Genomic DNA, 26,453 nt, shown 5'->3' on the forward strand with positions numbered 1-26,453 from the left:
TCACTTCACGGCCTGGATCTTGGCGACGAGATCCTTGAGGGCCGCATCGGTGACGAACTTGTCGTAGACCGGCTTCATCGCGTCGATGAAGGGCTGCTTCTCGACCGCGTTGATCACCGCGCCGCCGGCCTTGACCTTGGCTTCCGAGGCCTTCTCGCGGGCGTCCCAGAGTTCGCGCATCTTGGCGACGGACTCCTTGGCGGCGACCTTCATGATCTCCTGGTCTTCCTTGGAGAGCTTGTCGAAGGAGCGCTTGGACATCACCAGCACCTCGGGCGAGAGCGAGTGCTCGGTCAGCGAGTAGAACTTCGAGACCTCGAAATGCTTGGTCGACTCGAAGGACGGCCAGTTGTTCTCGGCGCCGTCGATGACGCCGGTCTGCAGGGCCGAGTAGACCTCGCCGAAGGCCATCGGCGTCGCGTTGGCACCGAGCGCGGAGACGAGCGCGACGAACATGTCCGACTGCTGGACGCGGATCTTCATGCCCTTCATGTCGGCGGGCGTGTTGATCGGGCGCTTGGAGTTGTAGAAGGAGCGCGAGCCGGAATCGTAGAAGGCGAGGCCGACGAGATCGTGCTTCTCGAACTCCTTGAGGATCGAGTCGCCGATCGGGCCGTCCATCACGGTGCGCATATGCGCGACCGAGCGGAAGATGAAGGGCAGGGACGGCACGTTCGTCGCCGGGATCAGGTTGTTGAACGGCGCCATGTTGATGCGGTTCAGGTCGATCACGCCGAAGCGGGTCTGCTCGATCGTGTCCTTCTCGTTTCCGAGCTGGGCCGAGTGGAAGACGTTGATCTTGATGCGGCCCTTGGTGCGCTCCTCCAGCAGCTTGCTGATGTGGCGGACAGCCTCGACCGTAGGATAATCGGTCGGATGGATGTCGGTCGAGCGCAGCGTGGTCTGGGCGGCCGCGGGAAGCGCGACGGAGGCGAGCATGGCGGCGCCCGCGAGCAGGCCGAAAGTCCTCTTGGTGATGGTCATCATTGTCTCTCCCGTTATGATTAGCCGGCTTTTTCCGGTCATTCTTGCCCTTCGGTGGGCGCCCGTCGGCTGATGCCGGCCGGGCGGTCTCAGACGAATTCCTTCCGCATCGGCGTGAAGGAATCGATCAGCTGGCCGGCCTCGACGGCGGTGACGCCGTGGACGAGATCGGCCGGAACGAAGAAGGTGTCACCCGTCACCAGACGCTGCGTGCGCCCGTCGATGGTGACGTCGAAGACGCCGCTCTCGACGTAAGAAGCCTGGCGATGCGGGTGCTGGTGCGGCTTGCCGATAGCACCAGCCTCAAAGACCACCCGGACCACCATCAGATCCTCGCCATAGGCCATGATCTTGCGCTTCACGCCGGGTTCGGTCGGCTCCCAGGCGATCTCGGTGTCCTGCTGGAAGAAGGAATTGAGACGTGTCGTCATCGTGCGAGCCAGCCTCCGTCGACGGGGATGATGGCGCCGTGCATGTAGGCGGCGGCGTCGCTGGCGAGGAACACGGCGGCTCCGCCGATGTCCGAGGGCTTGCCCCAGCGGCCGGCGGGAATGCGCGCCAGGATCGCCTGGTTGCGGTCGGGGTCGGCGCGGAGCGCCTGCGTGTTGTTGCTCTCGATGTAGCCGGGCGCGATGGCATTCACATTGATGCCCTTCTGCGCCCATTCGCAGGCGAGAAGCTTCGTCAGTCCGGCGAGCCCGCTCTTGCTGGCGGTGTAGGAGGCGACGCGGATGCCGCCCTGGAAGGATAGCAGCGATGCGATGTTGACGATGCGGGCGCCGCGCCCCGCTTCGACCGCCGATTTCGCGAAGGCCTGCGCCAGGAAGAACGTCGCCTTGAGGTTGACGTTCATCACCTCGTCCCAGTCGCTCTCGCTGAAATCCAGCGCATCGGCCCGGCGGATGATGCCGGCATTGTTGACGAGGATGTCGAGCGGGCCGGCGAGACCTTCAGCCTGTGTGATGACGCGCGGCGCGATACCCTGCTCCTGCAGATCGACCTGGAGGCCATGAGCCGTTCCGCCGGCCTGCGAGATCAGCGCCAGCGTCTTGCCCATGTCCGAGCGACCGGCGGCCACCACCGTGGCGCCAGCCTGGGCCAGCGCCAGCGCGATGCCCTGGCCGATGCCGGTGTTGGCGCCGGTCACCAGGGCGTTGCGGCCGGTGAGGTCGAAGGGCGAGGCCATCAGCGCAGCATGTCCACGGGGGCGGGGTCCATGTCGGTGAACTCGACATTGTCGCCGGCCATGGCCCAGACGAAGGCGTAGTTCGACGTGCCGCAGCCGCAATGGATCGACCAGTTCGGCGAGATCACCGCCTGCTCGTTGGCGACGAGGAGGTGGCGGGTCTGGGTCGGCTCGCCCATGAAGTGGAAGACGCGGTGGGCGGGGTCGAGATTGAAGTAGAGATAGGCCTCCATCCGCCGCGTATGGGTGTGGCAGGGCATGGAGTTCCAGACCGAGCCGGGCTCCAGCGCCGTCATCCCCATCACCAGCTGGTTCGTGCCGGTGGTGTTGGGCATGATGTATTGCCGTATGGTGCGCTTGTTGGAGGTCTCCGACGAGCCCAGATGGATCGTGTTGGCGTCGTCCTTGCGGATGAGCTGGTGCGGGGCCTCGCGGTGCGCCGTTGCGCTGGTCAGATAGAACTTCGCCGGGTTCGCCGCGTCGGCGGTCGTGAAGGAGACCTCCTTCGCACCGAGCCCGACATAGAGGGCATCGAGATTGGGCAGGTCGAAGGCCTGGCCATCGACGGTGACGCGGCCGGCCCCGCCGATATTGATGACGCCGAGTTCGCGCCGCGCCAGGAAGAAGGGCGTCCCCGTCGGCGCGAAGGGCGCAAGCGAAAGGGCCGTCGTCGTCGGGGTGGCTCCGCCGACGATCATCCGGTCGTAATGGCTGTAGGTCAGCGAGAGCTCGCCCGGCGAAAACAGCCGCTCGATCAGGAAATCGGCGCGCAGCGTCTCGGTGTCATAGCCGCGGACGTCGCGCGGATGCGCAGCCTGGCGTTCGTCGATGGTCTTCGGAGCGGTCACAGGCGGTAGGCCTCCTTGGCCAGACGGTAGGCGAGGTCATGGGCGACCTCGGCCGCCTCGTCCTCGTCGAGGCGGTGTTCGGCGACGAGCTTGGCGAGATAGGTGCAGTCGCAGCGGCGGGCGACATCGTGGCGCGCGGGGATCGAGAGATAGGCGCGCGTGTCGTCGTTGAAGCCGACGGTGTTGTAGAAGCCCGCCGTTTCCGTCGTCAGTTCGCGGAAGCGCAGCATCGCCTCCGGCGCGTCGAGGAACCACCAGCCCGGTCCGAGCTTCAGCGCCGGATAATGGCCGGCCAGCGGCGCGAGTTCGCGCGAATAGGTGGTTTCGTCGAGGGTGAAGGCGATCACGGTGAGGTTGCGCTCGTTGCCGACGGCGTCGAGCAGCGGCTTCAGCGCGGCGACATATTCGGTGCGGACTGGAATGTCGGCGCCCATGTCGCGGCCGAAGCGCTCGAACAGGCGCGGGTTGTGGTTGCGCGAGGACCCCGGATGGATCTGCAGCACGAGCCCGTCATCCAGGCTCATCTTAGCCATCTCGGTGAGCATCTGGCCGCGGAAGAGGTCGGCCTCCTCGGCCGAGACCTTGCCGGCGACGACCTTGGCGAACAGCGCCTCGGCCTGGGCCTTCGAGAGATTGGCTGTGCGGGCTGTGGCGTGGCCGTGGTCGGAAGAGGTTGCGCCGCGTTCGCGGAAATAGTCGCGGCGCTGGCGGTGGGCGGCGAGATAGCCGCTCCAGCTCATCACGTCCTCGCCCGTCAGGGCACCGAACTGCTCGAGATTGCCGGCAAAGCCCTCGAATTCAGGGTCCACGACGCTGTCGGGCCGATAGGCGGTGACGACCTTGCCGCTCCAGCCTGAGGCCTTGATCATGTCGTGCCATTTGAGGTCGTCCAGCGCGCCCTCGGTGGTCGAGATCGCCTCGATGTTGAAGCGCTCGAACAGGGCGCGGGGCCGCAGCTCCGGCTGGGCCAGCTTTTCGGCGATGCGGTCATAGAGCTTGTCGGCATTCTCCGGCGAAAGCCGCTCGTTGATGCCGAAGACCGATGCCAGCGCGTGTTCGAACCACAGCCGCGTCGGCGTTCCACGAAACAGGTGCCAGTGGCTGGCGAAGAGCTTCCAGATCGCGCGCGGGTCGCTCTCGACCTTCGTCCCGTCCTTGCGCGGGATGCCGAGCTTCTCCAGCGGCACGCCCTGCGAATAGAGCATCCGGAAGATGTAATGGTCGGGCTTCACGAGCAGGGTGGCGGGATCGGCGAAGGGCTGGTCCTCGGCGTACCAGCGCGGGTCGGTATGGCCATGCGGCGAGATGATCGGCAGGTCGCGGATGGTCGCGTAAAGCCGCCGCGCAATGCCGCGCGTGACGGGGTCGGCGGGGAACAGGCGATCATCGTGCAGCAACATGGGATCCGGCGCTCTGTGAGGCTCAGCGGCGGACCATAGGCATGGGCGCCATGGTCGGTCAATATACTAATATACTAGTTTGTCGCGAGGGGCCGTGCTATCTGCGAAACGAGGCGGACGGAGCGGCCTGCCGTCCCGGCCGAGACGACGGGGATGCGGGGCGCAGCGAGGCAGGGCGATGGCGCAGATCACCATCCGGAGCGAGGACGGCCCGCGGCGCGAGCGGCGGCGGCAGCCTCTCGGCGGCGTGCCGGCCGGACGGTCGACGGCCGCGTCGCTGGTGCAGGACGAGCTTCGCCGCGCCATCCTGGCCATGGAGGTGGTGCCCGGATCCGCCCTGGTCGAAAAGGAGCTCACGGCCCGCTTCGGCACCAGCCGGACTCCCGTGCGCGAGGCGCTGATCCGGCTCAAGGAGGAGGGGCTGGTCGAGATCTTCCCGCAGGCCGGCACCTTCGTGGCGCGGATCCCGACCGAGGCGATCCCCGAGGCGGTCTTCATCCGGCAGGCGCTCGAATGTGCGACGGTCGATCTCGTGGCGCGCATCGCGACGCCGGAGGCCATCGGCCGGCTCGACGCCACGATCGCGCGCCAGCACGAGGCCTTCGAGGCGGGCGAGCAAGAGAGCTTCCACATCGCCGACGAGGATTTCCACGAGGCCCTGGCGATGGTCGCCGGCTATCCAGGCATCTGGAAGATCGCCCATGCCGCCAAGAGCCAGATCGACCGCTGCCGGCGCATGACGCTTCCGGTGCCGGGCCGCATGGCGATGGTGATCCGCGAGCATCTCTCGATCGTCGATGCGGTGCGCCGCCATGACGGGCCTGCCGCGATGGCGGCCATGCGCAAGCATCTGGGGACGCTGCTGCCGGACCTCGTGCATCTGAAGGCGGAGCACCCCGATTATTTCGCCTGATCCGGGTTTCGGCGCGGCGCTTGCTTGGGGCAGGATGTGGTGAGGGATCGGGGCGGAAGGCCGCGAGAACCCTGCCGCCGCCCTGCCGACCGGAGCCTGCGCCATGCCGAACCCCGCCGATCTCAGCGCCGTCGAATTGCTCGACGCCTACCGCGCCCGGAGCCTCTCGCCCGTCGAGGTGGTCGATGCGGTGATCGAGCGCATCGAGCAGTGGGAGCCGCGGATCAAGGCGCTCTATGCCTATGATCCCGAAGCGGCCCGTGTGGCGGCGAAAGCTTCCGAGGCGCGCTGGATGAGGGGGGAGGCGCTGCCGCTCGACGGCGTGCCCGGCACGATCAAAGAGAACATCGCCACCAAGGGCACGCCGATGCCGGTCGGTACCGCCGCGCGCGATCTGTCGCCCATGCCGGAGGACGCGCCGGTTGCGGCGCGGCTGGCCGAGGCCGGCTTCGTGATGCTCGCGAAGACGACGATGCCCGATTACGGGATGCTGTCCTCGGGCCTCTCCAGCTTCCACGAACTCTCCCGCAATCCCTGGGATGTGACGAAGAATCCGGGCGGGTCCTCGGCCGGGGCGGGGGCGGCTGGCGCGGCGGGCTATGGGCCGCTGCATGTCGGCACCGACATCGGCGGCTCGGTTCGCTTGCCGGCCGGCTGGTGCGGGCTGGTGGGCCTCAAGCCGAGCTTCGGCCGCGTGCCGATCGATCCCAGCTATTACGGCCGCGTCGCCGGCCCGATGACCCGCACCGTTACCGACACGGCCCTGATGATGCGCGAGATCTCGAAGCCCGATGCGCGCGACGGCATGAGCCTGCCACCCCAGGACGTCGACTGGCTCTCGCTCGACATGGACGTGAAGGGGCTGCGGATCGGCCTGCAGCTCGATCCGGGCATCGGTATTCCCGTCGAGCCGGAGACGATGGCGGCGATCGAGGCGGCGGGACGCGCTTTCGCCGCGGCCGGCGCGATCGTCGAGGAGGCGCCGGCCTTCCTGACGCGGGCGATGCTGGACGGGCTCGATGATTTCTGGAGCCAGCGCGCCTGGGCCGATATCGGCGCGCTCTCGCCTGAGAAGCAGGCGAAGGTGCTGCCCTATATCTTTGCCTGGGCGAAGCGGGGCGAAGCGCTGTCTGGCGAACGCGTCTATCGCGGCATGAGCCAGATGCTGGCGATCAAGGACGCGGCGCTGAAGCAGGGCGCGCCTTTCGACTTCGTGCTGTCGCCGGTTGCGCCGGTGCCGAGCTACGCCGCCGAACTCGCCTCGCCGATCCATGATCCGGACCGGCCCTTCGAGCACATCGTCTTCACCCTGCCGGCCAACATGTCCGACCAGCCCTCGATCGCCGTGCCCGCGGCGATGACCGCGGGCGGATTGCCGATCGGGCTGCAGATCACGGGGCGGCGCTTCGACGATCTCGGCGTGCTGCGGCTGGCGCGGGCCTGGGAGAGGCTGCGCCCGCCGCTGCCGGCCTATCCCGGGGCGGGCGCCTGATCAGAACAGCAGGCGCGGCGCCAGCAGCGCCAGCGCCATGAAGACCAGCGAAAGCGCACCGAGGCCGCCCGCGGCATAGGCGAGCACGCCGACGCCGGTGATGATCGATGCGGACGCGACGACGATGCCGATCTGGAGGAGGCCCGAGGCGATCTCGAAATTCTCACTGCGGGCCTTCTGGTCGTCGCGGGTCTGCTCGGTTGCCTTGGCGCGAGCCATCAGCTCCTTGCGCCCTTCCTGCGTCTCAGGCTCGGATTCGTAGCGGGCGACCGTCGCCTTCCAGCCATCGATGCGCTTTTGCATGCGCTCGCGGGCGGCCGGATCGGTCGTGGCGGCGAGATCGATCTCCATCGCCTCTGCGGCGGTCCGGACGGTCGTTCCCCGAATCGTCTTGGCCTGGAAAAAGGACCAGAGATTGGATGCGTCGATGTTCTTGGCGATCGATTCGTTCTCGGCCTGCTTGCCGCCGATTTCCGACAGCGACAGCAGCAGCGCCAGCACCGCGATGAGCAGCGCGATCTTCTTGTTTCCGCCCTCGGGCGGCTCGATATGCGCAGACACGAATCAATCCCCCATTGCCGTGCCCGCGTCTTAGGTCATGCCGGAACGGCAACCAAGGCCGCAGGGCTTTTGGGATCAGCGCCCCGCCTGCGGATGGGCCGCATCATAGGCCGCCATCAGTCGGGCCGAATCGACGCGGGTGTAGATCTGCGTCGTCGAAAGCGAGGCATGGCCGAGCAGCTCCTGGATGGCGCGCAGGTCGCCGCCGCGGCCGAGCAGATGGGTCGCGAAGGAGTGGCGCAGTGCGTGCGGCGTCGCGGAATCCGGCAGGCCCAGCGCGCCGCGGAGGTTTTCGACCACGAGCTGGATGATGCGGGGCGAGAGCGGGCCTCCCTTGGCGCCGACGAAGAGCGGCCCTTCCGGCGGCAGCGGCCAGGGGCAGAGCGCGAGATAGGCGGCGATGGTGTCGACGACCACCGGCAGGACCGGGACCATGCGGGTCTTGCTGCCCTTGCCGATCACCGTGAGCGTGTCGCCTGCGCTGGCGGGGGCCTGGGCGCGGGCCAGCGACAGCGCCTCCGAGATGCGTAGGCCGCAGCCATAGAGCAGCGACAGGACGGCGGCGTCGCGGGCGAGGATCCAGGGATCGCGGACGTCGCCGGTCCGCGTCTCAGCCCGGGTGACGGCGCGGGCGGCGCGGGCCTCAAGCGGGCGGGGCAAGGCCTTGCCGATGCGAGGCCCGCGCGTCGCCGCGAAGGCGGCGGCGGTCAGCCGGCCCGTGCGCTCGCCGAAGCGGGCGAAGGAGCGCAGCGCCGCGAGCTGGCGCATCAGCGTGCGGTTGCCGACTTCCTCGCGCCGGCGGCGGCCGAGGAAGGCGCGCAGATCCGCCGGCTTCAGGGCGGCGATGTCGGCGACGCTCGGGGCGCCGCCGAGATGCTCGGTGAGGAAGGCCGCGAACTGGCGCAGATCGCGGGAATAGGCCTCCAGCGTCTTCGGCGAGAGCCGGCGCTCATGGGCGAGATGGTCGAGCCAGGCGCGGGCGAGGGTGTCGAAATCGGTCATGGAGCGGCCTGTACCTCGGGTCGGTCCGGAGCATGACGGCGCAACCTTAACGCCTCGCGAAGCGGCGGCTCATCGCCTCGGACAGGCGAAGGGCATGAAAGTGCTGGCCATGCCCTGGTTCATGCCCATGACGACCATGACATTGGCGAGATTGAGCTCCTCGGCGCTGCGCGGGCAGACCTCGCCCTTGATGCTGCAGCCCGAAACCAGGAAGGCCTCGTGCGCGTCGAGGAAATCGGGGCTCAGCCCCTTGCGCCCGAGCTTCGACAGCGCCTCGGCATAGGCCTTGGTGTAGCGCTCGCATTTGATCGCGGGCCAGTTTTCGGGCGGCGCCGGCTGGGCGTGCGCGGGAATGACGGCGACGGCTGCGAAGGTGGCAGCGAACAGGACGAGACCGGATAGGCGGGAGGCGCGGGGCATGGACAGGCTCGGATCTTTTGGCCGGGAGAGGGCGGCAGACATCATGCGATCGCGGCCCCGGTAAGGCAGGCGGTTGTCGCCATGGCGGGCAGGGGCTAGGCACGGGCGATGAGCGGCGAAACGGAGCGGGCGGAGGATGGCGGCACGGTCGAGGTGCTGATCCCGCTCGCGCTCGACCAGGCCTACAGCTATGCCGTACCTGATGGGCTCGTGCTGGCGCCCGGCGACGTCGTGCAGGTGCCGCTCGGGCCGCGGCAGACGGTCGGTGTCGTCTGGGAGCGTGGCGCCGGGCGCGGCGGGAATCTCAAGAGCGTTACCGCCAGGCTCGACATGCCGCCGCTCGACGGCGCGCTGATGAAGCTCGTCGACTGGGTCGCCTGGTACACGCTCGCCCCCAAGGGATCCGTGCTGGCGCTGGCGCTGCGGCGGCCTCCCGAGGATGGGCCCGAGCGGCCCAAGATGGGCATCCGGCTCGTCGGCGCCCCCCCGGCACGGATGACGCCGGCGCGGGCGCGGGCGATCGCGGCCGCCGAAGGCGGGCTGCTGACCGCCAAGAGCGCGCTCGCCGAGGCGGCTTCGGTGAGCTCTGCGGTGATCGATTCGCTGGTCGATGCCGGGACCTTCGCGGTCGAGCCGCTGCCGCGCGAGGCGGTCGCGGCGATGCCCGATCCAGACCATGCGGCGCCGGCGTTGTCGGAGGACCAGGCCGCCGCGGCGCAGGCGCTCGTCGCCTCGGTCAGGGCCGCCAGCTACGGCGTGACGCTGCTCGAAGGCGTCACCGGCTCCGGCAAGACGGAGGTCTATTTCGAGGCCGTGGCCGAGGCGATCCGCCTCGGGCGCCAGAGCCTGATCCTGATGCCCGAGATCGCGCTGACGGCCCAGTTCATCGACCGGTTCGAGGCGCGCTTTGGCGTCCGGCCCGGGCTGTGGCATTCGGCCGTGACGGGCCGCCGGCGTGAGCGGTTGCAGGCGGCGATTGCCAGCGGCGAGGCACGGGTGGTGGCGGGCGCGCGCTCGGCGCTGTTCCTGCCTTACAGCGATCTCGGCCTGATCGTGGTCGATGAGGAGCACGAGGCCGCCTACAAGCAGGAGGACGGCGTCACCTATCATGCCCGCGACATGGCGGTTGTGCGCGGGCGCATCGAGAACGCGCCGGTGATCCTGACCTCCGCGACGCCCTCGCTCGAGACCCGCGTCAATGCCGAGCGTGGGCGCTACACCCATCTCAAGCTGCCCGAGCGCTTCGGCGGGCGGACGCTTCCGACACTCGGCCTGGTCGATCTGCGCCAGGACAAGCCGGCGCGCGGGCGCTGGATCTCGGCGGCGCTGGCCAAGGCCATGACCGACAATCTGGAGGCCGGGGAGCAGTCGCTGCTGTTCCTGAACCGGCGCGGCTATGCGCCGCTGACGCTGTGCCGCGATTGCGGCCACCGCTTCCAGTGCCCGAACTGCTCGACCTGGCTGGTCGATCACCGCTTCCGCCGTGCGCTGGTCTGCCATCATTGCGGGCATGTCGAACGCCGGCCGCATGAATGCCCGCAATGCCATGCGCAGGAGAGCCTCACGGCCTGCGGGCCAGGCGTGGAGCGTCTGGCCGAGGAGGTCGCGACGCTGTTCCCGCAGGCGCGGGGCATCGTCCTGTCGAGCGATTTTCCGGGCGGCACCGAGCGCCTGAAGACCGAGCTGATGGCGGTGGCCTCGGGCGAGTTCGACATCGTCATCGGCACGCAGCTCGTCGCCAAGGGGCACAATTTCCCCAGCATGACGCTGGTCGGCGTGGTCGATGCCGATCTCGGCCTGACATCTGGCGATCCGCGCGCGGCGGAGCGGACCTTCCAGGTGCTGCGGCAGGTGACAGGCCGCGCGGGCCGTGGCGAAAGGCCGGGCCGTGCCCTGCTGCAGACGCATGATCCCGCCCATCCCGTGTTGAAGGCGCTGGTCTCGGGCGACCCGGAGCGGTTTTATGCCGCAGAGATCGCCGCGCGCGAAGCGGCAGGGCTGCCGCCCTTCGGACGGCTGGCGGCGTTGATCGTATCTGCCAGCCACCAGGCCGAGGCCGAGGCGCATGCGCGGGCTCTGGCGCGCTGCGCGGAGGCGCCAGAGGGCGTGGCCGTGCTGGGCCCCGCCGAGGCTCCGCTCGCCGTGCTGCGCGGGCGCCATCGCATGCGGCTGATCGTCAAGACGGAGCGCGGAGTGGACCTCCAGGCCTATCTGCGCGGCTGGCTCGCCCGTTGCGGCAAGCCGAAAGGGTCGGTGCGCGTGGCGGTCGATGTCGATCCGCAGAGTTTCCTCTGAGGGCGGGCGGTTCCGACCGGCCCTGTCGCCACGCCTCCGAAAGGACCGGCAAAACCGTGCCTTGGATCGACATCAACGGATTGCGCGCCCCAAAACCACATGCTAGTGCACCGCCACATTTAGGTCGCGAAGCCGTCTTGCCGGGTTCACGTCCGTGATACATCGCAGCGCCGGGACCTTGCACTCCGCCTTCGTCCGAAGGCCGCCGGGGCGGTCCCATGAAACGAGAGATTTGACGCGTGGCTGAAGGCGGATCGCAAGGATCACTGGTTTCGGGCGTGGCCGGTCGCTACGCCACGGCCCTGTTCGAACTGGCCAGCGAGGCCAATGCCATCGACGCCGTCACCGCCGATCTCGACAGCTTCTCGGCCATGCTGGCCGAAAGCGAGGATCTCCGGCATCTGGTCAGCAGTCCCGCCTTCTCGGCGGAAGAGCAGACCGGCGCGATCAAGGCCGTGCTCGCCAAGGCTGGCCTCACCGGCCTCGCCGGCAATTTCATCGGTCTCGTCGCCAGCAAGCGCCGTCTGTTCGCGCTGCCGGGCATGATCACCGCCTACAAGGCGCTCGTCGCCCAGGCCAAGGGCATCGTCAGCGCCGAGGTCACGCTGGCCGAGACGCCGGCGCCCAAGCGTGTCGACGAGATCCGGGCCGCGCTGGCCGCTGTCGCCGGCAAGGATGTGGACGTCGCGATCAAGGTCGATCCGTCGCTGATCGGCGGGCTCGTCGTGAAGATGGGCTCCCGCATGGTCGACGCCTCGCTGAAAACCAAGCTCAATTCAATTCGTCTTGCCATGAAAGAGGTCGGCTGATGGAAATCCGCCCCGCTGAAATCTCCGCGATCCTGAAGGCCCAGATCTCCAATTTCGGGTCCGAAGCCTCCGTCACCGAAGTCGGCCAGGTTCTCTCCGTCGGCGACGGCATCGCCCGCGTCTACGGCCTCGACAAGGTCCAGGCCGGTGAGATGGTCGAGTTCGAGACCGGCGTGCGCGGCATGGCGCTCAACCTCGAGAGCGACAATGTCGGCGTCGTGATCTTCGGCTCCGACCGCGAGATCAAGGAAGGCCAGACGGTCAAGCGTACCGGCGCCATCGTGGACGTGCCGGTCGGCAAGGAGCTGCTCGGCCGCGTCGTCGACGCGCTCGGCAACCCGATCGACGGCAAGGGCCCGATCAAGGCGACCCAGCGCGCCCGCGTCGACGTCAAGGCGCCCGGCATCATCCCGCGTAAGTCGGTGCACGAGCCGATGGCCACGGGCCTGAAGGCGATCGACGCCCTGATCCCGATCGGCCGCGGCCAGCGCGAGCTGATCATCGGCGACCGCCAGACCGGCAAGACCGCCGTGGCGCTCGACACGATCCTGAACCAGAAGGCCAACAACGAGACCGGCGACGAGAGCCAGAAGCTCTACTGCGTCTATGTCGCGATCGGCCAGAAGCGTTCGACCGTCGCCCAGTTCGTGAAGGTGCTCGAGGAGCGCGGCGCGCTGGAGTACTCGATCGTGATCGCGGCGACCGCCTCGGACGCGGCCCCGATGCAGTTCCTGGCGCCCTTCGCCGGCTGCGCCATGGGCGAGTATTTCCGCGACAACGGCATGCACGCCGTCATCATCTATGACGACCTCTCCAAGCAGGCCGTCGCCTATCGCCAGATGTCGCTGCTGCTGCGCCGCCCGCCGGGCCGCGAGGCCTATCCGGGCGACGTGTTCTATCTCCACTCCCGCTTGCTCGAGCGCGCGGCGAAGATGGGCGAGGATGCCGGTCTCGGTTCGCTGACGGCGCTGCCGGTCATCGAGACGCAGGCGAACGACGTGTCCGCCTACATCCCGACCAACGTGATCTCGATCACCGACGGCCAGATCTTCCTCGAGACCGACCTGTTCTACCAGGGCATCCGCCCGGCGGTGAACGTCGGCCTCTCGGTGTCGCGCGTCGGCTCGGCCGCGCAGACCAAGGCGACGAAGAAGGTCGCCGGCAAGATCAAGGGCGAGCTCGCGCAGTATCGCGAGATGGCCGCCTTCGCGCAGTTCGGCTCCGATCTCGACGCCGTGACGCAGCGCCTGCTCAACCGCGGCGCCCGCCTGACCGAGCTCCTGAAGCAGCCGCAGTTCTCGCCGCTGAAGATGGAAGAGCAGGTCGTGGTGATCTATGCCGGCGTCAACGGCTATCTCGACGCCCTGCCGGTCGGCAAGGTCCGCGCCTTCGAGGACGGGCTGCTGGCGCTGGTGCGCGGCAAGCATGCCGATATGCTGGCCGAGATCGGCAAGTCGAAGGACCTCTCCGACGCGAACGCCGCGAAGCTGAAGGACCTCGTGACCGACTACGCCAAGTCGTTCTCGTAATCGCCGATACGGGCGCAGCGGGGCAGGCCGCCTCGCTGCGCAGTCGCTCTGGATTGCTTCGTCGCTGTGCAGTGACGGGTAGAGGGTCAAGACCGGATGCCGTCCCTTAAGGACCTACGAAACCGCATCGCTTCCGTGAAGGCGACGCAGAAGATCACCAAGGCCATGCAGATGGTCGCGGCTGCGAAGCTGCGCCGGGCGCAGGCCGCGGCCGAGGCCGCCCGCCCCTATGCCGAGCGCATGGAGACGGTGCTGGCCAATCTTGCCTCGGGCGTGACCGGATCGAGCGCGCCGCGCCTGATCGCCGGCACGGGCTCGGACAAGGTGCATCTGCTGGTCGTCTGCACCGCCGAGCGTGGCCTGTGCGGCGCCTTCAACTCCTCGATCGCCCGCCTGGCGCGCGACAAGGCGCTGGCGCTGAAGGCCGGAGGCAAGACGGTCAAGATCATCTGCGTCGGCAAGAAGGGCTATGACCTGCTTCGCCGGCAGTTCGACAAGGACATCATCGAACTGATCGACCTGCGCTCCTTCAAGCAGGTCGGCTACGTCAATGCCGAGACGATCGCCCAGAACGTCCTGTCGCGCTTCGCGGCCGGCGAGTTCGACGTGGCGACCCTGTTCTTCTCGCGCTTCAAGTCGGTGATCTCGCAGATCCCGACCGCCCAGCGCATCATCCCGGCCGAAATCCCCGCCGGCACCAAGACGACCGAGGCGGTCTACGATTACGAGCCCGACGAGGGCGAAATCCTCGAGACCCTGCTGCCGCGCAACCTCACCGTCCAGGTGCTGCGCGCGCTCCTCGAGAACGCCGCCTCCGAGCAGGGCGCGCGCATGTCGGCGATGGACTCCGCCACGCGCAACGCCGGCGAGATGATCAAGAAGCAGACGCAGCTCTACAACCGCTCGCGCCAGGCGATGATCACCAAGGAACTCATCGAGATCATCTCCGGCGCGGAAGCGCTCTAACCGCCTGAACGCGGCCGGCCCGTCCGGCTGTTTCGACACGCTGAACGCGAATCCGAGGTTATCACCATGGCCAAAGCCGCTACGAAGAAGACCGCCGCCGCTGCCGGGACGCCCGCCAACACCGGCACCGGCCGCATCGCGCAGGTCATCGGCGCCGTCGTCGACGTCCAGTTCGACGGCGCGCTGCCCGAGATCCTGAACGCGCTCGAGACGACCAACCTCGGCAACCGCCTCGTCCTCGAGGTCGCCCAGCATCTCGGCGAAAACACGGTCCGCACCATCGCGATGGACTCGACCGAGGGTCTGGTCCGCGGCCAGTCGGTGACCGACACCGGCGCCCCGATCGCCGTTCCGGTCGGCGACGAGTGCCTGGGCCGCATCATGAACGTCATCGGCGAGCCGATCGACGAGGCCGGCCCGATCATGACGACCGCCACCCGCGGCATCCACCAGCCGGCTCCGTCCTATGCCGAGCAGGCGACGGACGCGCAGATCCTGGTCACCGGTATCAAGGTCGTCGACCTGCTGGCTCCCTACGCCAAGGGCGGCAAGATCGGCCTGTTCGGCGGCGCCGGCGTCGGCAAGACCGTGCTGATCATGGAGCTCATCAACAACGTCGCGAAGGCCCACGGTGGTTACTCGGTGTTCGCCGGCGTCGGCGAGCGCACCCGCGAGGGCAACGACCTCTATCACGAGATGATCGAGTCGGGCGTGAACAAGAAGGGCGGCGGCGAGGGCTCCAAGTGCGCCCTGGTCTATGGCCAGATGAACGAGCCGCCGGGCGCCCGCATGCGCGTTGCCCTGTCGGGCCTGACCGTCGCCGAGGACTTCCGCGACAAGGGCCAGGACGTGCTGTTCTTCGTCGACAACATCTTCCGCTTCACGCAGGCGGGCTCGGAAGTGTCGGCTCTGCTCGGCCGCATCCCGTCGGCGGTGGGCTATCAGCCGACGCTGGCGACCGACATGGGCAACCTGCAGGAGCGTATCACCACCACCAACAAGGGCTCGATCACCTCGGTGCAGGCGATCTACGTCCCCGCCGACGACCTGACCGACCCGGCGCCCGCGACCTCCTTCGCCCACCTCGACGCCACGACCGTGCTCTCGCGCTCGATCGCGGAAAAGGGCATCTACCCGGCGGTCGATCCGCTCGACTCGACCTCGCGCATGCTCTCGGCCGACATCGTCGGCGCCGAGCACTACGGCGTGGCGCGTCAGGTCCAGCAGATCCTCCAGCGCTACAAGGCGCTGCAGGACATCATCGCGATCCTGGGCATGGACGAGCTCTCGGAAGAGGACAAGCTGACGGTGGCGCGCGCCCGCAAGATCGAGCGCTTCCTGTCGCAGCCCTTCTTCGTCGCGGAAATCTTCACCGGCTCGCCGGGCAAGCTGGTCGCGCTCGAGGACACGATTAAGGGCTTCAAGGGCCTGGTCGAGGGCAAGTACGACCATCTGCCGGAGGCGGCGTTCTACATGGTCGGCTCGATGGACGAAGCCATCGAGAAGGCCCAGCGCCTGGCGGCGGAAGCCGCCTGATCAGGCGTCATTCCCGGGCTTGCCCCGGGGATCTTTCGACCAGAAGACACTGGTTTTCGCGATGGTCGGGTCAAACCCGACCATGACGAGCCCGGGAGAAAGTACCGATGGCCACCTTCAAGTTCGAACTCGTCTCGCCGGAGCGCATCCTGTTCTCGGGCGAGGTCGTCAGCGTCATCGTTCCCTCGATCGAGGGCGAGATGACGGTGCTGGCCGGCCATGCGCCACTGGTCGCCACGCTGAAGGCGGGCATCGTCTTCGTCCAGACGACCGGCAGCAACGGCAAGGAATTTTTCGTCAATGGCGGTCTCGTCGAGATCAATGCCGCCTCGACGACGATCCTGGCGGAGCAGGGCCGCTTCCTCGAGGACGTCAACGCCGCCGTGCTCGACCAGGAAATCCTGAGCGCCGAGACCAAGCTGACGGGCTCGCAGGACGAGGACGAGAAGAAGCGCCTGCACGACACGCTGGTGCAGCTGCGCGAGTTCAAGCACGTCTTCGAGACCCGCAAGGCGGCCTGAGAGCCACCGCCGGCAAGACGATCAAGGGGCCGCGCAAGCGGCCCTTTTTCGTTGTCAGGCGTAGCTGATGAACTCGAGCAGGGAGCCGTCGGGGTCGCGGAAATAGACGCTCGTGCCTGCGCCGCCGCGGCCGAAGCGCGGCACGGGGCCGAGTTCCACCGGCACATTGCTGGCGGCGAGATGCGCGACCGCATCGGCGATCGGCCCGTCCCAGCGAAAGCACAGATCGCTGCCTCCGGGCGGGACGGGGAGCCTCGCCTTCGGATCCGGCTGGAGGCCCGGACCGTGGCAGTTCAGCTGCGCGGCGCCGATCCGGTAGACGAAGCCCGGCCCGTTCGGGACCACGGCCGCCCCGAGAACATCCCGATAGAAGGCGTTCGAGCGATCCCAGTCCGAGACGTGGATGACGCAGTGGTCGAAGCTGATCGCGTCCATGGCCATCCCTCGTTCAACTCGTGCGGTGCCGCCGCCGAGCTTTCGCCTACTCCCCCATCGCGATCAAGCTGGCATTGCCCCCGGCGGCGGCCGTGTTGATGGTCACCGTCTGCTCCGTCGCGAAGTGCATCAGGTAATGCGGACCGCCAGCCTTCGGCCCCGTGCCCGACAGGCCGTGGCCGCCGAAGGGCTGCACGCCGACCACGGCACCGATGATGTTGCGGTTGACATAGATGTTGCCGGTGGAAAGCCGGCTGGTGACCTGCTCGATCGTGGTCTCGATACGGGAGTGGACGCCGAGCGTCAGGCCATAGCCTGTCGCCTCGATGTCGTGGATGACCCTGTCGAGTTCGCCGGCCTTCCAGCGCACGACATGCAGGATCGGGCCGAAATGCTCCTGGGAGAGATCGGCGACGCTGCCGAGTGTCACGACATGCGGCGCCACATAGGCGCCGCCGAGGGCGGGCGCCTGCCCCGCCCAGGCGACGCGGCCGAGCTTGCGCATGGCGTCGATATGGCCGTCGAGGCGGTGCTTGGCGGCGGCGTCGATGACCGGGCCGATATGGGTGTCGATCGCGCGCGGATCGCCGAGCTTCAGCTCGCGGGCGGCGCCGGTGATCATCTCGACCATCTTGTCGGCGACGTCGTCCTGGACGACGAGCAGGCGCAACGCAGAGCAGCGCTGGCCGGCCGAGCGGAAGGCGGACATCACGACATCGTCCGCGACCTGCTCGGCAAGTGCCGTGGCATCGACGATCATGGCGTTGAGGCCGCCGGTTTCGGCGATGAGCGGGACGATCGGACCGTCCTTGGCAGCAAGCGTGCGGTTGATCGCCCGCGCGGTCGTGGTCGAGCCGGTGAAGGCGACGCCCGCCACGTCCTTATGCGCGACAAGGGCCGCGCCGACCGCACCGTCACCCGGCACGAGATGGAGCGCAGAGGCGGGGATGCCGGCCTCGTGCAGCAGGCGCACGGTCACGGCCGCGATCAGCGGCGTCTGTGGCGCCGGCTTGGCGACGACGCTGTTGCCGGCGACGAGCGCCGCTACGATCTGGCCCGCGAAGATCGCGAGCGGGAAATTCCAGGGCGCGATGCAGAGGAAGGCGCCGCGTCCGCGCAGGATCAGGCGGTTGTCCTCGCCGGTCGGGCCGGGCAGGGCGGTCGGCGTTGAGAGCTTCGCCTCGGCTTCTGCGGCGTAGTAGCGGCAGAAATCGACCGCCTCGCGCACCTCAGAGAGGGCATCGTCGAGCGTCTTGCCGGCTTCGGCCTGGAGCAGGGCGAGCAGCAGGCCGCGACGTGCCTCCATCAGATCGGCAGCTTTGCGCAGCGCCGCCGCGCGTGTGCGGGCCGGGGTGGCGTTCCAGGCGGGGAAGCCCGCCTTCGCCGCCGCCATGGCGCGGGCCGCGATCGCTGCATCGGCTTCCGTAACGCGGCCGATGACGTGGTTGTCGATTGGCGAGCGGATATCGCGGCTGGATCCACCCGCAGGCGCGCCGTCGATGATCGGGGTGGCCTCCGGGAAGGGCTTGCCCGCGGCCGCCGCGATCTCTGCCAGCAGGGCCTCCAGACTCTCGGCATGGCCGAGCTCGACGCCGGCGGAGTTCTTGCGTGACGGGCCGAAGAGGTCTGCTGGCAGCGGGATGCGGCGGTGCCGCGCCGCGCCGGGCTGGCCGATGATGTCCGCCGGCGGCACGAGCAATTGCGCCACGGGCACGTCGGGGTCGCCGGAGACGCTGACGAAGGAGGAGTTGGCACCGTTCTCGAGCAGGCGGCGCACCAGATAGGCGAGCAGGTCCTGATGGCCGCCGACCGGCGCATAGGTCCGGCAGGCAAAGCCTTCGGACCCGGCGATCAGCTTCTCGTAGAGCGCCTCGCCCATGCCATGGAGGCGCTGGAACTCGAAGCCCTCGGCAGACCCCGCCATCTCGGCGACGGTCGCGACCGTCTGGGCATTGTGGGTGGCGAATTGCGGGATGATCAGCGGGCGCAGGGCGAGCAACTGCGCGGCGCAGGCCTCGTAGTTCAGGTCGGTCATCGCCTTGCGGGTGAAGACCGGATAGTCGGGCAGGCCGCGCTCCTGGGCGCGCTTCAGCTCCGTGTCCCAATAGGCGCCCTTGACGAGGCGCACCATCATGCGACGGCCATGGGCCTCGGCGAGCGCGCCGATATGGGCGATCACCGCCGAGGCGCGCTTCTGATAGGCCTGGATGGCGAGGCCGAAGCCGTCCCAGTCCGCCAGCGACGGGTCAGCGACGACGGCGTCGATGATGTCGAGCGAGAGTTCGAGCCTGTCGGCCTCCTCGGCATCGACGGTGAAGTTGAGGTCGTAGCGCTTGGCCTGCTGCGCGAGCGCGATCACCTTGGGCGTCAGTTCCGCCAGCACGCGCTCGCGGTTCGTGGCGTCATAGCGCGGATGCAGGGCGGAGAGCTTGACCGAAATGCCGGGCCGGTTCGGCAGCGGGGCATTACCGGCCGAGCGGCCGATGGCGTCGATCGCCGCCGCATAGGAGGCGAAATAGCGGTCGGCGTCGGCCTGTGTGCGGGCGCCTTCGCCGAGCATGTCGAAGGAGTAGCGATAGAGCTTGCCGCTCTTCGAGCCGGCGCGCTTCAGCGCCTCCTCGATGGTCTGGCCGAGCACGAAGTGGTTGCCCATGACGCGCATCGCCTGGCGGGTGGCGGTGCGCACCGTCGGCATGCCCAGCCGCTTGGCGAGGCCGCCGATGATGCTGGTCGGCGTCTCGCCGGGCTGGATGACGCGGGCGGTGATGCCGAGCGCCCAGGCCGAGGCCGAGACGAGGAAGGCATCCGATTTTGATTCGTGATGGGCGAAGTCGCCCTGGCCGAGTTTGTCCTCGATCAGCCGGTCGGCGGTGGCGGCGTCGGGCACGCGCAGCAGCGCTTCGGCCAGGACCATCAGGGCGAGGCCCTCGCGGGTCGAGAGCGAATACTCCCGCAGCAGTTCCTCGATGCCGCCGAGCCCGACCTTGCGGCTGCGGATCGCTTCGATCAGCTCCGTCGCGCGGGCATCGATGCGGGCCTTGGCCGCGGGTTCCCGGCGCGCGCCGGCCAGTAACTGCGCGGCGATCTCGCCGTCGTCCTGCGCGAAGGGGGCACGAAAGGGCGGGAGAGGGGCGGCCATGAGGGGCTCCGAACCGGTGCAGCGGATGATCTGAAGAATCATCCGGCTTGGGCCTCATATCAATTGGCTGTTTTGGCTTAAGGGCCGTATCTTTCGCGGCCTAAGCAGCCTCCAGCCGAGTTTCATCCCGTGCTCGATCGAACCGACCGCCGCATCCTGTCGCTGATCCAGGGAGACGGCCGCATGGCCGGCGTGGAACTGGCCGAAAAGGTCGGGCTGTCGCCGACGGCGGCGGGCGAGAGGCTGAAGCGGCTGACACGCGAGGGCTACATCACCGGCTACCGCGCGACGCTGGACCCGCTCAAGCTCGGGCTCAACCTGCTCGTCTTCGTCGAGGTCTATCTCGACAAGACGACGCCCGACGCCTTCGAGCGGTTTGCGGCGGCGGTGAAGCGGGCGCCAGAGGTTCTGGAGTGCCACATGGTGGCCGGCGGGTTCGACTATCTGGTCAAGACCCGCGTCGCCGACATGAACGCCTATCGCCGCTTCCTCGGGGAGGTGCTGCTGGCGCTGCCGGCGGTGCGCGAGACGCGCACCTATGCGGTGATGGAGGAGGTCAAGACCGACGGCGCGCTGCCGCTGTGAGCCGCGCGCCGTCGGGACGCTATCAGTCCGCGTGCGGCGCCGCGTGTGCCTGGCCGCGCGTCTTCCAGAGCGAGAAGACCACGCCGCCGAGGATCAGCGCCAGCGTCACGCCCAGCGAGATCGCGGGGTCGACCTTGCCGAAGATCTGGTTCCAGAAGATCTTGCCGCCGATGAAGACCAGCACCAGAGCGAGCGCCGTCTTCAGATACTCGAAGCGGTGGACCATCGCGGCCAGCGCGAAATAGAGCGCGCGCAGGCCGAGGATCGCCATGATGTTGGCGGTGAAGACGATGAACGGATCCGTCGTGATCGCGAAGATCGCCGGCACCGAGTCGACCGCGAAGATCAGGTCGGCGATGTTGATCACCACCAGCGCCAGGAAGAGCGGCGTGGCGTAGATCAGCGTGCGGCCGGTCACCGAATCCGCCTGCCTGACGAAGAAGCGCTCGCCATGCAGGGTGTCGGTCACGCGCATCCGCTTCTTGAAGAAGATGATGAGCTTGTTCTTCGACATATCCGGCTCGGCCTCGGGCACGATCAGCATCTTGATGCCGGTCGCGATCAGGAAAGCGCCGAAGATGAAGAGGATCCAGTCGTATTCCTGCACCAGCGCCGCGCCGATGCCGATCATCATGCCGCGCAGGATGATCACCGCGATGATGCCCCAGACCAGGGCGCGGTACTGGTAGCGCCGCGGGATGGCGAAGAAGGTGAAGATCAGCGAGATGACGAAGACGTTGTCGATCGACAGCGCTTTTTCGATGAAGAAGCCGGTGAAATAGGTGACGCCGGCATGGGTGCCGTCGGTCGTCTTGAGGTTGCCCGTCTCGAAGGCCCACCAGACGACGGCGCCGTAAAGACAGGCGAAGCCAATGTAGAAGGCCGACAGCCTGAGGCTCTGGGCGATGCCGATTTCACGGTCGCCGCGATTGAGCAGGCCAAGGTCGAAAGCGAGAAGGGCGAAAACGATCGCGAGGAAGCCGCTCCACATCCAGAGCGGCTTGCCGAGCCAGTCGGCAAGCAGAAGTTCCATGTCCGGGCGCCTATGGTTTGCGTTGATGTCGAAGGCGGTTCCGACATCGCGGCCACGTCATCCAGACGTGCTCCGCCAGAGGGGCCCGGTACCACCGCCACGCCAGATGGGGGCACCGATCCGCTTCGACAAGAGCCTCACAACAAGATTCTGCCACGAATTTGCCGCAGCGCGGCTCGGGCGCTCCGATTGCCGCTTGACCGGCGACGCCGCTCCTTCAGTGTGGGAGCCAGCCCCGGCATGAAGATTGCTGAGGCCCGTCGCCGACAGAAATCGAACCCATCAAGGAGATATCGATGCCCGCCCCGACCTGCCCGCCCGTCTTCGGACGCCTGCGCTCCTGCGCCGGGCGCCTCGTTCTCGCCGCCGGGTTCGCCGCTGCGCTGGTCGGGCTTGCTCCGGTCGCGCAGGCGCAGACGCCGGTCCGCTTCACGCTCGACTGGCGTTTCGAGGGGCCCGCCGCGCTGTTCCTGATGGGCATCGAGAAGGGCTATTTCAAAGCCGAGGGTCTGGACGTCACCATCGACACCGGCAACGGCTCGCGCGAAGCGATCCCACGCGTCGCTTCGGGCACCTATGATGTCGGCTTCGGCGATGTGAACTCGCTGATCCGCTTCCGTGACGAGAACCCGACCATCGACCTCAAGGCGGTGATGATGGTCTATGACAAGCCGCCCTTCTCGATCGTCGGGCGCAAAAGCCGCGGCGTCACGGCCGATGTGAAGTCGCTCGAGGGTAAGAAGTTCGGCGCGCCGGCGGCCGACGCCGCCTTCGCGCAATGGCCGATCTTCAAGACGGTCAACAAGCTCGACGACAGCAAGATGCGGCTGGAGAATGTCGGCTTCCCGGTGCGCGAGCCGATGCTCGCCTCGGGTGAGGTCGATGCCGTCTTCGGCTTCGCCAACTCCTCCTACATCAACCTGAAGTCGCGCGGCGTGCCGGTCGAGGACATCGTTGTCATGCTGATGTCGGATTACGGCGTCGAGCTCTACGGCAACGTCATCATGGTCTCGCCGAAATTCGCCGCGGAAAAGCCCGAGGCGGTGCGCGGCCTGCTGCGGGCGATCACCAAGAGCGTCAAGGACACGGTCGCCAATCCCGAGCTCGGTGCGCAGCTCGTGATCAAGCGCAACGACGTCGCCAAAGTCGATGTCGAGCTCGAGCGGCTGAAGATGACGCTGGAGCAGAATGTGATGACGCCCTGGGTCAAGGCCAATGGCTTCGGCGGCATCGACAAGGCCCGCTGGGCCAAGGCGCTCGACCAGATCGCCCTGACCTTCACCTTCAAGGATAAGGCCAAGGCGGGCGACGCCTTCACTGACGCCTTCCTGCCGGCTTCGGCCGAGCGGGTGTTCTGAGCCTCGCAGTTCCCATCGCCCGTCATCCTGGACGAGCCGCGCAGCGGCGCTGTCCGGGATCCATCATAGGGCCGGACGGCGCCCCAGGATGGATCCCGGGACTTCGCTGCGCGAAGCCCAGGATGACGCCGTTCATGTGCTGAAGGATGACCTTGACCGCCTTCGTCGAACTTCACGATGTCACCCATGTCTATGGCGGCGGCGAGGGTCCTCCGGCGGTCGCCGGCCTGTCTCTGAAGGTCCGCGAGGGCGAGTTCGCCGCCATCGTCGGCCCGTCGGGCTGCGGCAAATCGACGATGATGAAGCTCGCGACTGGGCTGCAGCGTCCGAAATCGGGCACCGTCATCGTCGATGGGCGCGAGGTCGCCGAGCCGATCAAGATCACCGGGATGGCCTTCCAGAACCCGGTGATGCTGCCCTGGCGCACGACGCTGCAGAACCTGCTGCTGCCGCTCGAGATCGTCGAGCCGCATCGCTCGCGCCTGCGCGCGAACAAGGCCGAATATGTCGCCCGCGCCGAGATGCTGCTGGAGACGGTGGGCTTGAAGGGCATGGGGTCGAAATTCCCCTGGCAGCTCTCGGGCGGCATGCAGCAGCGCGCCTCGCTCTGCCGCTCGCTGATCCACGAGCCGAAGCTCCTGATGCTGGACGAGCCCTTCGGGGCGCTCGACGCCTTCACGCGGGAAGAACTCTGGTGCGTGATCCGCGACCTGCATGCCCAGCGCGGGGTCACCGTCATCCTGGTGACGCATGATCTGCGCGAGGCGGTGTTCCTGGCCGACCGGGTGTTCTGCATGTCGGCGCGGCCCGGCCGGATCATCGCCGAGCGAGAGATCGGCTTCGCCCGGCCGCGCGATCTCGACGTGACCTACACGCCGGAATTCGCCGAGATCGTTCACGAATTGCGCGGGCATATCCGCGAGGCAAGGGCCGTGGCATGACCCGCTCGACCTGGCTCAAACTCGCGCCCTATTTGTTCACGATCGGCTTCTTCCTGATCTGGGAGGCCGCCTGCCGCGCCTTCGCGATCTCGGCCTTCATCCTGCCGCCGCCCTCGGCGGTGTGGGGCGCGCTGGTCCAGTATCAGAAGCCGCTCTACACCAACGCCTTCCACACGCTCTGGATGACCTCGCTGGGCTTCGGGCTGTCGATCCTGTTCGGGCTGGCGCTGGGGTTGCTGGTCGGCTCCTCGAAGCTGATCTATGCGGGGCTAAATCCGCTGCTGGTCGGCTTCAACTCGATCCCGAAGGTGGCGGTGGTGCCGATCCTGGTGATCTGGTTCGGCGTCGGCTGGTTGCCGCCGGTGCTGACCGCCTTCGTGATCTCGTTCTTCCCGATCGTGGTCAATGTCGCCACGGGCCTGGCCACGATCGAGCCGGAGACGGAGGATGTGCTGAAGGCGCTCGGCGCCAGCCGCATGGACATCATGACCAAGGTCGGCATCCCGCGCTCGCTGCCCTATCTCTTCGGGGCGCTGAAGGTCTCGATCACGCTGGCCTATGTCGGCTCGGTGATCGGCGAGCAGAACGCCTCCAACCTCGGCCTCGGCAACCTGATCACGCGCGCCTCGGCGGATTTTAACGTGCCGCTGATCTTCGCCGCGCTGATTGTGCTGGCCGTGCTCGGCGTCTTCCTGGTCGCGATCGTCGATATCGTCGAGAGCCGGATGACCGGCTGGGCGAAGCGCTCACAGCTCGGCAACGCCTGAGGCGAGAGGGGCGCGCGAAGCGCCCCTTCAGACCATGCCGGTCGATTTGAGCTGCTGATAGGCCTTCAGGATTTCCTGGAGCGTGCCCTCGCGCGAACGGTCGCCGCCATTGGCGTCCGGGTGGAAGCGCTTCACCAGTTCCTTGTACTTTGCCTTGATCGCGGCGGCGTCGGCATTCTCGTCCAGTCCCAGCGCCTCCAGCGCCTTGCGGGCGACCACGCCGACGCGCGGTTCCGGCTGCGACGCCGTCTGCGCCCGCCGGGCGCCAAAGATGTTGAAGGCGTCCTGCACATCGGCCTGCTCGCCGCCGGCGACGCGCCCGCGCTGCGCCATGCGCGCTGCCTTCGAATTGACGCCGAGCTTCCAGGTCGGGCGGTGGCCGATCGCCGCGTCCTTGGCGTATTCCGCCAGTGCCTCGTCGTTCATCCCGGCAAAGTAGTTGTAGGTCGCGTTGTAGGCCTTCACATGCTCCAGGCAGAACAGGAAGAACTTGCCTTCCCGGCCACGTCCCTGGGGCGCGCGGAATTCGCCCGGCCGCTTGCAGCCCGGATGGTCGCAACGCGGCGCATCGGATTCCTGGACCGCTTCCGCCTCGGAAGGGCCGATCCTGATACGGTCGAACAGGCGCGAGTTGAAGTTCATGGTCGAACGGTTATGAGACTCGGAAGGCGAACCGGCAAGTGCGACGCAGCATGCGTTGGCGGGGCTTGACGGCACGGGCAGGAACACAGGGCCGAGGCCCGACGGACTCCTTCAAAAGGGTGGCGCGATCATGACCGGAATGGCCGAACGGATCGCTGCCAAGCTCGAGGCTGCACTGTCGCCGGAACGGCTCAATGTCATCGACGAGTCGCACCAGCATCAGGGCCATGGCGGCTGGCGCGAGGGCGGCGAAACCCATTTCAGGGTCGACATCGTGTCGCAGGCCTTCGCCGGCAAGAGCCGGCTCGATCGCCACCGGCTGGTCAACGCCGCTCTGGCCCAGGAACTCGCCGAGCGGGTGCATGCGCTGGCGATCGTGGCGCGGGCGCCGGGCGAGGGCTGACGGTGCCCCGTCAGGGCGTGACCAGGTCCACTTCGGGATAATAGGTGCGGTAGCGCCTCGCATCGCGTGTGAGCAGCCTGAGATCGGCCGCCGCCGCGTGGGCCCCGATGAAGAAATCGGGCAGTACGCTTCCGCGGAGCCCTCCAGCGGAACGGTAGCGCTTGAAGGCTTTTCCCGCCTCGAACAGCGCCCTTCGCGGAATCGCTTCATGCACGACGCGGAAGTCCGCCAGCATCTCGTCGAGTTTGCCGATCTCGCTGAACCGGATCGAGATCTCGGCATAGATCACATCGTTGACCAGCAGCGGGCCACTGCTGATCGCGGCGGCGAGCTGGCCGGCTGACCATTCGCCCCAGACGGGATCGTTGGTCACCAGATCAAGGAAGATGTTGGCATCGACCAGCGTGGCCCTCACGCGTCACCGCGGGTCAGGGTCATGATCTCGTCGGTGCTCAAGCCGGGCCCAGCCGAGCCCCGCCATTTTTCGAAGGGGTTGGCGGATGAGCCCTCGACCTTCAGCAGCACGACCCGCCCGTCAGGGTCCATGCGAAAGTCGACGGCGTTTCCCGGCTTGATCCCGAGCCGGTCGCGAACCGGTTTCGGTATCGTGACCTGGCCCTTGCTGGTGACGGTCGTCGCCATCGCGGCCTCCGTATTACCGACACTGCCGAAGGTAATACCGCAATGG

27 protein-coding genes are annotated in these 26,453 nt (G+C 67.6%); 13 read left to right on the forward strand and 14 right to left on the reverse strand.

Annotation, left to right across the window (positions count from 1 at the left end):
- The 5 genes from ABIE41_RS07830 to uxaC form a co-directional block, all read right to left on the reverse strand.
- Positions 1 to 987: a TRAP transporter substrate-binding protein gene (locus tag ABIE41_RS07830; protein WP_465247084.1), complete on the reverse strand. Its 987-nt coding sequence runs from the start codon at positions 985 to 987 to the stop codon at positions 1 to 3.
- A gap of 86 nt (positions 988 to 1,073) precedes the next feature.
- Positions 1,074 to 1,415: a cupin domain-containing protein gene (locus ABIE41_RS07835; RefSeq protein WP_192644174.1), complete on the reverse strand. Its 342-nt coding sequence runs from the start codon at positions 1,413 to 1,415 to the stop codon at positions 1,074 to 1,076.
- On the reverse strand, positions 1,412 to 2,170 hold the full coding sequence (gene kduD, locus ABIE41_RS07840) for a 2-dehydro-3-deoxy-D-gluconate 5-dehydrogenase KduD (RefSeq protein ID WP_192644173.1): 759 nt from the start codon (positions 2,168 to 2,170) through the stop codon (positions 1,412 to 1,414). The genes ABIE41_RS07835 and kduD overlap by 4 nt, the downstream gene beginning before the upstream one ends.
- Positions 2,170 to 3,018, reverse strand: coding sequence for a 5-dehydro-4-deoxy-D-glucuronate isomerase (kduI, locus tag ABIE41_RS07845; RefSeq protein WP_354191832.1), 849 nt, complete (start codon positions 3,016 to 3,018; stop codon positions 2,170 to 2,172). The genes kduD and kduI overlap by 1 nt, the downstream gene beginning before the upstream one ends.
- The gene (gene uxaC / locus ABIE41_RS07850; RefSeq protein WP_192644172.1) at positions 3,015 to 4,418 is read right to left on the reverse strand and encodes a glucuronate isomerase; all 1,404 of its coding nucleotides are present in this window, start codon (positions 4,416 to 4,418) and stop codon (positions 3,015 to 3,017) included. The genes kduI and uxaC overlap by 4 nt, the downstream gene beginning before the upstream one ends.
- 178 nt (positions 4,419 to 4,596) lie before the next feature.
- Here uxaC and ABIE41_RS07855 point away from each other — a divergent pair, with 178 nt between their 5' ends.
- Together ABIE41_RS07855 and ABIE41_RS07860 are read left to right on the forward strand one after the other, a co-directional pair.
- A complete protein-coding gene (locus tag ABIE41_RS07855; protein WP_192644171.1) occupies positions 4,597 to 5,331 on the forward strand; it encodes a GntR family transcriptional regulator in 735 nt (244 codons plus the stop codon).
- A 103-nt stretch (positions 5,332 to 5,434) separates the two neighbouring features.
- A complete protein-coding gene (locus ABIE41_RS07860) occupies positions 5,435 to 6,823 on the forward strand; it encodes an amidase (RefSeq protein ID WP_192644170.1) in 1,389 nt (462 codons plus the stop codon).
- Here the strand turns inward: ABIE41_RS07860 and ABIE41_RS07865 are convergent, their stop codons facing one another.
- From ABIE41_RS07865 to ABIE41_RS07875, 3 genes are all read right to left on the reverse strand, one after another.
- Positions 6,824 to 7,384, reverse strand: coding sequence for a DUF4337 domain-containing protein (locus ABIE41_RS07865; protein ID WP_192644169.1), 561 nt, complete (start codon positions 7,382 to 7,384; stop codon positions 6,824 to 6,826).
- Between the two features lie 75 nt (positions 7,385 to 7,459).
- Positions 7,460 to 8,386, reverse strand: coding sequence for a tyrosine recombinase XerC (locus tag ABIE41_RS07870; protein WP_192644168.1), 927 nt, complete (start codon positions 8,384 to 8,386; stop codon positions 7,460 to 7,462).
- A 69-nt stretch (positions 8,387 to 8,455) separates the two neighbouring features.
- Positions 8,456 to 8,806 (reverse strand): hypothetical protein, encoded by a 351-nt coding sequence (locus tag ABIE41_RS07875; protein ID WP_192644167.1) that lies wholly within the window; start codon positions 8,804 to 8,806, stop codon positions 8,456 to 8,458.
- Between the two features lie 108 nt (positions 8,807 to 8,914).
- Here ABIE41_RS07875 and ABIE41_RS07880 point away from each other — a divergent pair, with 108 nt between their 5' ends.
- The 6 genes from ABIE41_RS07880 to ABIE41_RS07905 all read left to right on the forward strand — a co-directional run bounded on the left by ABIE41_RS07880 (position 8,915) and on the right by ABIE41_RS07905 (position 16,462).
- Positions 8,915 to 11,101 (forward strand): primosomal protein N', encoded by a 2,187-nt coding sequence (locus ABIE41_RS07880; protein ID WP_192644166.1) that lies wholly within the window; start codon positions 8,915 to 8,917, stop codon positions 11,099 to 11,101.
- 239 nt (positions 11,102 to 11,340) lie between these two features.
- Positions 11,341 to 11,910 (forward strand): F0F1 ATP synthase subunit delta, encoded by a 570-nt coding sequence (locus tag ABIE41_RS07885; protein WP_192644165.1) that lies wholly within the window; start codon positions 11,341 to 11,343, stop codon positions 11,908 to 11,910.
- Positions 11,910 to 13,439 carry a F0F1 ATP synthase subunit alpha gene (gene atpA, locus ABIE41_RS07890; RefSeq protein ID WP_192644164.1) on the forward strand — a complete coding sequence of 510 codons (1,530 nt, stop codon included), beginning with the start codon at positions 11,910 to 11,912 and terminating at the stop codon, positions 13,437 to 13,439. The genes ABIE41_RS07885 and atpA overlap by 1 nt, the downstream gene beginning before the upstream one ends.
- A 96-nt stretch (positions 13,440 to 13,535) precedes the next feature.
- Positions 13,536 to 14,405: a F0F1 ATP synthase subunit gamma gene (locus tag ABIE41_RS07895; RefSeq protein WP_192644163.1), complete on the forward strand. Its 870-nt coding sequence runs from the start codon at positions 13,536 to 13,538 to the stop codon at positions 14,403 to 14,405.
- A gap of 66 nt (positions 14,406 to 14,471) precedes the next feature.
- A complete protein-coding gene (gene atpD, locus ABIE41_RS07900) occupies positions 14,472 to 15,941 on the forward strand; it encodes a F0F1 ATP synthase subunit beta (RefSeq protein ID WP_192644162.1) in 1,470 nt (489 codons plus the stop codon).
- A gap of 107 nt (positions 15,942 to 16,048) precedes the next feature.
- Positions 16,049 to 16,462 carry a F0F1 ATP synthase subunit epsilon gene (locus ABIE41_RS07905; protein ID WP_192644161.1) on the forward strand — a complete coding sequence of 138 codons (414 nt, stop codon included), beginning with the start codon at positions 16,049 to 16,051 and terminating at the stop codon, positions 16,460 to 16,462.
- Between the two features lie 54 nt (positions 16,463 to 16,516).
- Here the strand turns inward: ABIE41_RS07905 and ABIE41_RS07910 are convergent, their stop codons facing one another.
- Together ABIE41_RS07910 and putA are read right to left on the reverse strand one after the other, a co-directional pair.
- Positions 16,517 to 16,897, reverse strand: a complete 381-nt coding sequence (locus ABIE41_RS07910) for a VOC family protein (protein ID WP_354191833.1) — start codon at positions 16,895 to 16,897, stop codon at positions 16,517 to 16,519.
- 46 nt (positions 16,898 to 16,943) lie between these two features.
- On the reverse strand, positions 16,944 to 20,036 hold the full coding sequence (putA, locus tag ABIE41_RS07915; protein ID WP_192644159.1) for a bifunctional proline dehydrogenase/L-glutamate gamma-semialdehyde dehydrogenase PutA: 3,093 nt from the start codon (positions 20,034 to 20,036) through the stop codon (positions 16,944 to 16,946).
- Positions 20,037 to 20,165: 129 nt separating this feature from the next.
- On the opposite strand from putA, the gene ABIE41_RS07920 reads away from it, so the two are divergent.
- Positions 20,166 to 20,621 carry an Lrp/AsnC ligand binding domain-containing protein gene (locus tag ABIE41_RS07920; protein WP_192644158.1) on the forward strand — a complete coding sequence of 152 codons (456 nt, stop codon included), beginning with the start codon at positions 20,166 to 20,168 and terminating at the stop codon, positions 20,619 to 20,621.
- Positions 20,622 to 20,643: 22 nt separating this feature from the next.
- On the opposite strand, the gene ABIE41_RS07925 is transcribed toward ABIE41_RS07920, so the two are convergent.
- The gene (locus ABIE41_RS07925; RefSeq protein ID WP_192644157.1) at positions 20,644 to 21,654 is read right to left on the reverse strand and encodes a TerC family protein; all 1,011 of its coding nucleotides are present in this window, start codon (positions 21,652 to 21,654) and stop codon (positions 20,644 to 20,646) included.
- 296 nt (positions 21,655 to 21,950) lie between these two features.
- Between ABIE41_RS07925 and ABIE41_RS07930 the strand changes: the two genes are divergently transcribed.
- The 3 genes from ABIE41_RS07930 (at position 21,951) to ABIE41_RS07940 (ending at position 24,720) form a co-directional block, all read left to right on the forward strand.
- Entirely contained in the window at positions 21,951 to 23,012 is a 1,062-nt protein-coding gene (locus ABIE41_RS07930; RefSeq protein ID WP_354191834.1) for an ABC transporter substrate-binding protein, read from the forward strand.
- 146 nt (positions 23,013 to 23,158) lie between these two features.
- Positions 23,159 to 23,953: an ABC transporter ATP-binding protein gene (locus ABIE41_RS07935; protein WP_192644156.1), complete on the forward strand. Its 795-nt coding sequence runs from the start codon at positions 23,159 to 23,161 to the stop codon at positions 23,951 to 23,953.
- Positions 23,950 to 24,720, forward strand: coding sequence for an ABC transporter permease (locus tag ABIE41_RS07940; RefSeq protein WP_192644155.1), 771 nt, complete (start codon positions 23,950 to 23,952; stop codon positions 24,718 to 24,720). The genes ABIE41_RS07935 and ABIE41_RS07940 overlap by 4 nt, the downstream gene beginning before the upstream one ends.
- A 27-nt stretch (positions 24,721 to 24,747) precedes the next feature.
- On the opposite strand, the gene ABIE41_RS07945 is transcribed toward ABIE41_RS07940, so the two are convergent.
- Positions 24,748 to 25,362, reverse strand: a complete 615-nt coding sequence (locus ABIE41_RS07945) for a J domain-containing protein (RefSeq protein ID WP_192644154.1) — start codon at positions 25,360 to 25,362, stop codon at positions 24,748 to 24,750.
- A 130-nt stretch (positions 25,363 to 25,492) separates the two neighbouring features.
- Here ABIE41_RS07945 and ABIE41_RS07950 point away from each other — a divergent pair, with 130 nt between their 5' ends.
- On the forward strand, positions 25,493 to 25,765 hold the full coding sequence (locus ABIE41_RS07950; protein WP_377815938.1) for a BolA family protein: 273 nt from the start codon (positions 25,493 to 25,495) through the stop codon (positions 25,763 to 25,765).
- Between the two features lie 10 nt (positions 25,766 to 25,775).
- Here the strand turns inward: ABIE41_RS07950 and ABIE41_RS07955 are convergent, their stop codons facing one another.
- Together ABIE41_RS07955 and ABIE41_RS07960 are read right to left on the reverse strand one after the other, a co-directional pair.
- On the reverse strand, positions 25,776 to 26,180 hold the full coding sequence (locus ABIE41_RS07955; RefSeq protein WP_192644153.1) for a type II toxin-antitoxin system VapC family toxin: 405 nt from the start codon (positions 26,178 to 26,180) through the stop codon (positions 25,776 to 25,778).
- Entirely contained in the window at positions 26,177 to 26,407 is a 231-nt protein-coding gene (locus ABIE41_RS07960) for an AbrB/MazE/SpoVT family DNA-binding domain-containing protein (protein WP_192644152.1), read from the reverse strand. Before ABIE41_RS07960 ends, ABIE41_RS07955 begins: the two co-directional genes overlap by 4 nt.
- Positions 26,408 to 26,453: the final 46 nt, after the last annotated feature.

The sequence above is a fragment of the Bosea sp. OAE506 genome, assembly GCF_040546595.1.
GTDB lineage: Bacteria > Pseudomonadota > Alphaproteobacteria > Rhizobiales > Beijerinckiaceae > Allobosea.

Excerpts from the sequence above, each read along its gene's own strand:
- ABIE41_RS07835 (WP_192644174.1), bottom strand. The coding sequence starts at position 1,415 with ATGACGACACGTCTCAATTCCTTCTTCCAGCAGGACACCGAGATCGCC.
- ABIE41_RS07935 (WP_192644156.1), top strand. The coding sequence starts at position 23,159 with ATGACCTTGACCGCCTTCGTCGAACTTCACGATGTCACCCATGTCTAT.
- ABIE41_RS07875 (WP_192644167.1), bottom strand. The coding sequence starts at position 8,806 with ATGCCCCGCGCCTCCCGCCTATCCGGTCTCGTCCTGTTCGCTGCCACC.
- putA (WP_192644159.1), bottom strand. The coding sequence starts at position 20,036 with ATGGCCGCCCCTCTCCCGCCCTTTCGTGCCCCCTTCGCGCAGGACGAC.
- ABIE41_RS07860 (WP_192644170.1), top strand. The coding sequence starts at position 5,435 with ATGCCGAACCCCGCCGATCTCAGCGCCGTCGAATTGCTCGACGCCTAC.
- ABIE41_RS07960 (WP_192644152.1), bottom strand. The coding sequence starts at position 26,407 with ATGGCGACGACCGTCACCAGCAAGGGCCAGGTCACGATACCGAAACCG.
- ABIE41_RS07925 (WP_192644157.1), bottom strand. The coding sequence starts at position 21,654 with ATGGAACTTCTGCTTGCCGACTGGCTCGGCAAGCCGCTCTGGATGTGG.
- uxaC (WP_192644172.1), bottom strand. The coding sequence starts at position 4,418 with ATGTTGCTGCACGATGATCGCCTGTTCCCCGCCGACCCCGTCACGCGC.
- ABIE41_RS07940 (WP_192644155.1), top strand. The coding sequence starts at position 23,950 with ATGACCCGCTCGACCTGGCTCAAACTCGCGCCCTATTTGTTCACGATC.
- ABIE41_RS07910 (WP_354191833.1), bottom strand. The coding sequence starts at position 16,897 with ATGGACGCGATCAGCTTCGACCACTGCGTCATCCACGTCTCGGACTGG.
- ABIE41_RS07905 (WP_192644161.1), top strand. The coding sequence starts at position 16,049 with ATGGCCACCTTCAAGTTCGAACTCGTCTCGCCGGAGCGCATCCTGTTC.
- atpD (WP_192644162.1), top strand. The coding sequence starts at position 14,472 with ATGGCCAAAGCCGCTACGAAGAAGACCGCCGCCGCTGCCGGGACGCCC.
- ABIE41_RS07930 (WP_354191834.1), top strand. The coding sequence starts at position 21,951 with ATGCCCGCCCCGACCTGCCCGCCCGTCTTCGGACGCCTGCGCTCCTGC.
- ABIE41_RS07895 (WP_192644163.1), top strand. The coding sequence starts at position 13,536 with ATGCCGTCCCTTAAGGACCTACGAAACCGCATCGCTTCCGTGAAGGCG.
- kduD (WP_192644173.1), bottom strand. The coding sequence starts at position 2,170 with ATGGCCTCGCCCTTCGACCTCACCGGCCGCAACGCCCTGGTGACCGGC.
- ABIE41_RS07830 (WP_465247084.1), bottom strand. The coding sequence starts at position 987 with ATGATGACCATCACCAAGAGGACTTTCGGCCTGCTCGCGGGCGCCGCC.
- ABIE41_RS07880 (WP_192644166.1), top strand. The coding sequence starts at position 8,915 with ATGAGCGGCGAAACGGAGCGGGCGGAGGATGGCGGCACGGTCGAGGTG.
- ABIE41_RS07950 (WP_377815938.1), top strand. The coding sequence starts at position 25,493 with ATGACCGGAATGGCCGAACGGATCGCTGCCAAGCTCGAGGCTGCACTG.
- ABIE41_RS07855 (WP_192644171.1), top strand. The coding sequence starts at position 4,597 with ATGGCGCAGATCACCATCCGGAGCGAGGACGGCCCGCGGCGCGAGCGG.
- atpA (WP_192644164.1), top strand. The coding sequence starts at position 11,910 with ATGGAAATCCGCCCCGCTGAAATCTCCGCGATCCTGAAGGCCCAGATC.
- ABIE41_RS07945 (WP_192644154.1), bottom strand. The coding sequence starts at position 25,362 with ATGAACTTCAACTCGCGCCTGTTCGACCGTATCAGGATCGGCCCTTCC.
- ABIE41_RS07870 (WP_192644168.1), bottom strand. The coding sequence starts at position 8,386 with ATGACCGATTTCGACACCCTCGCCCGCGCCTGGCTCGACCATCTCGCC.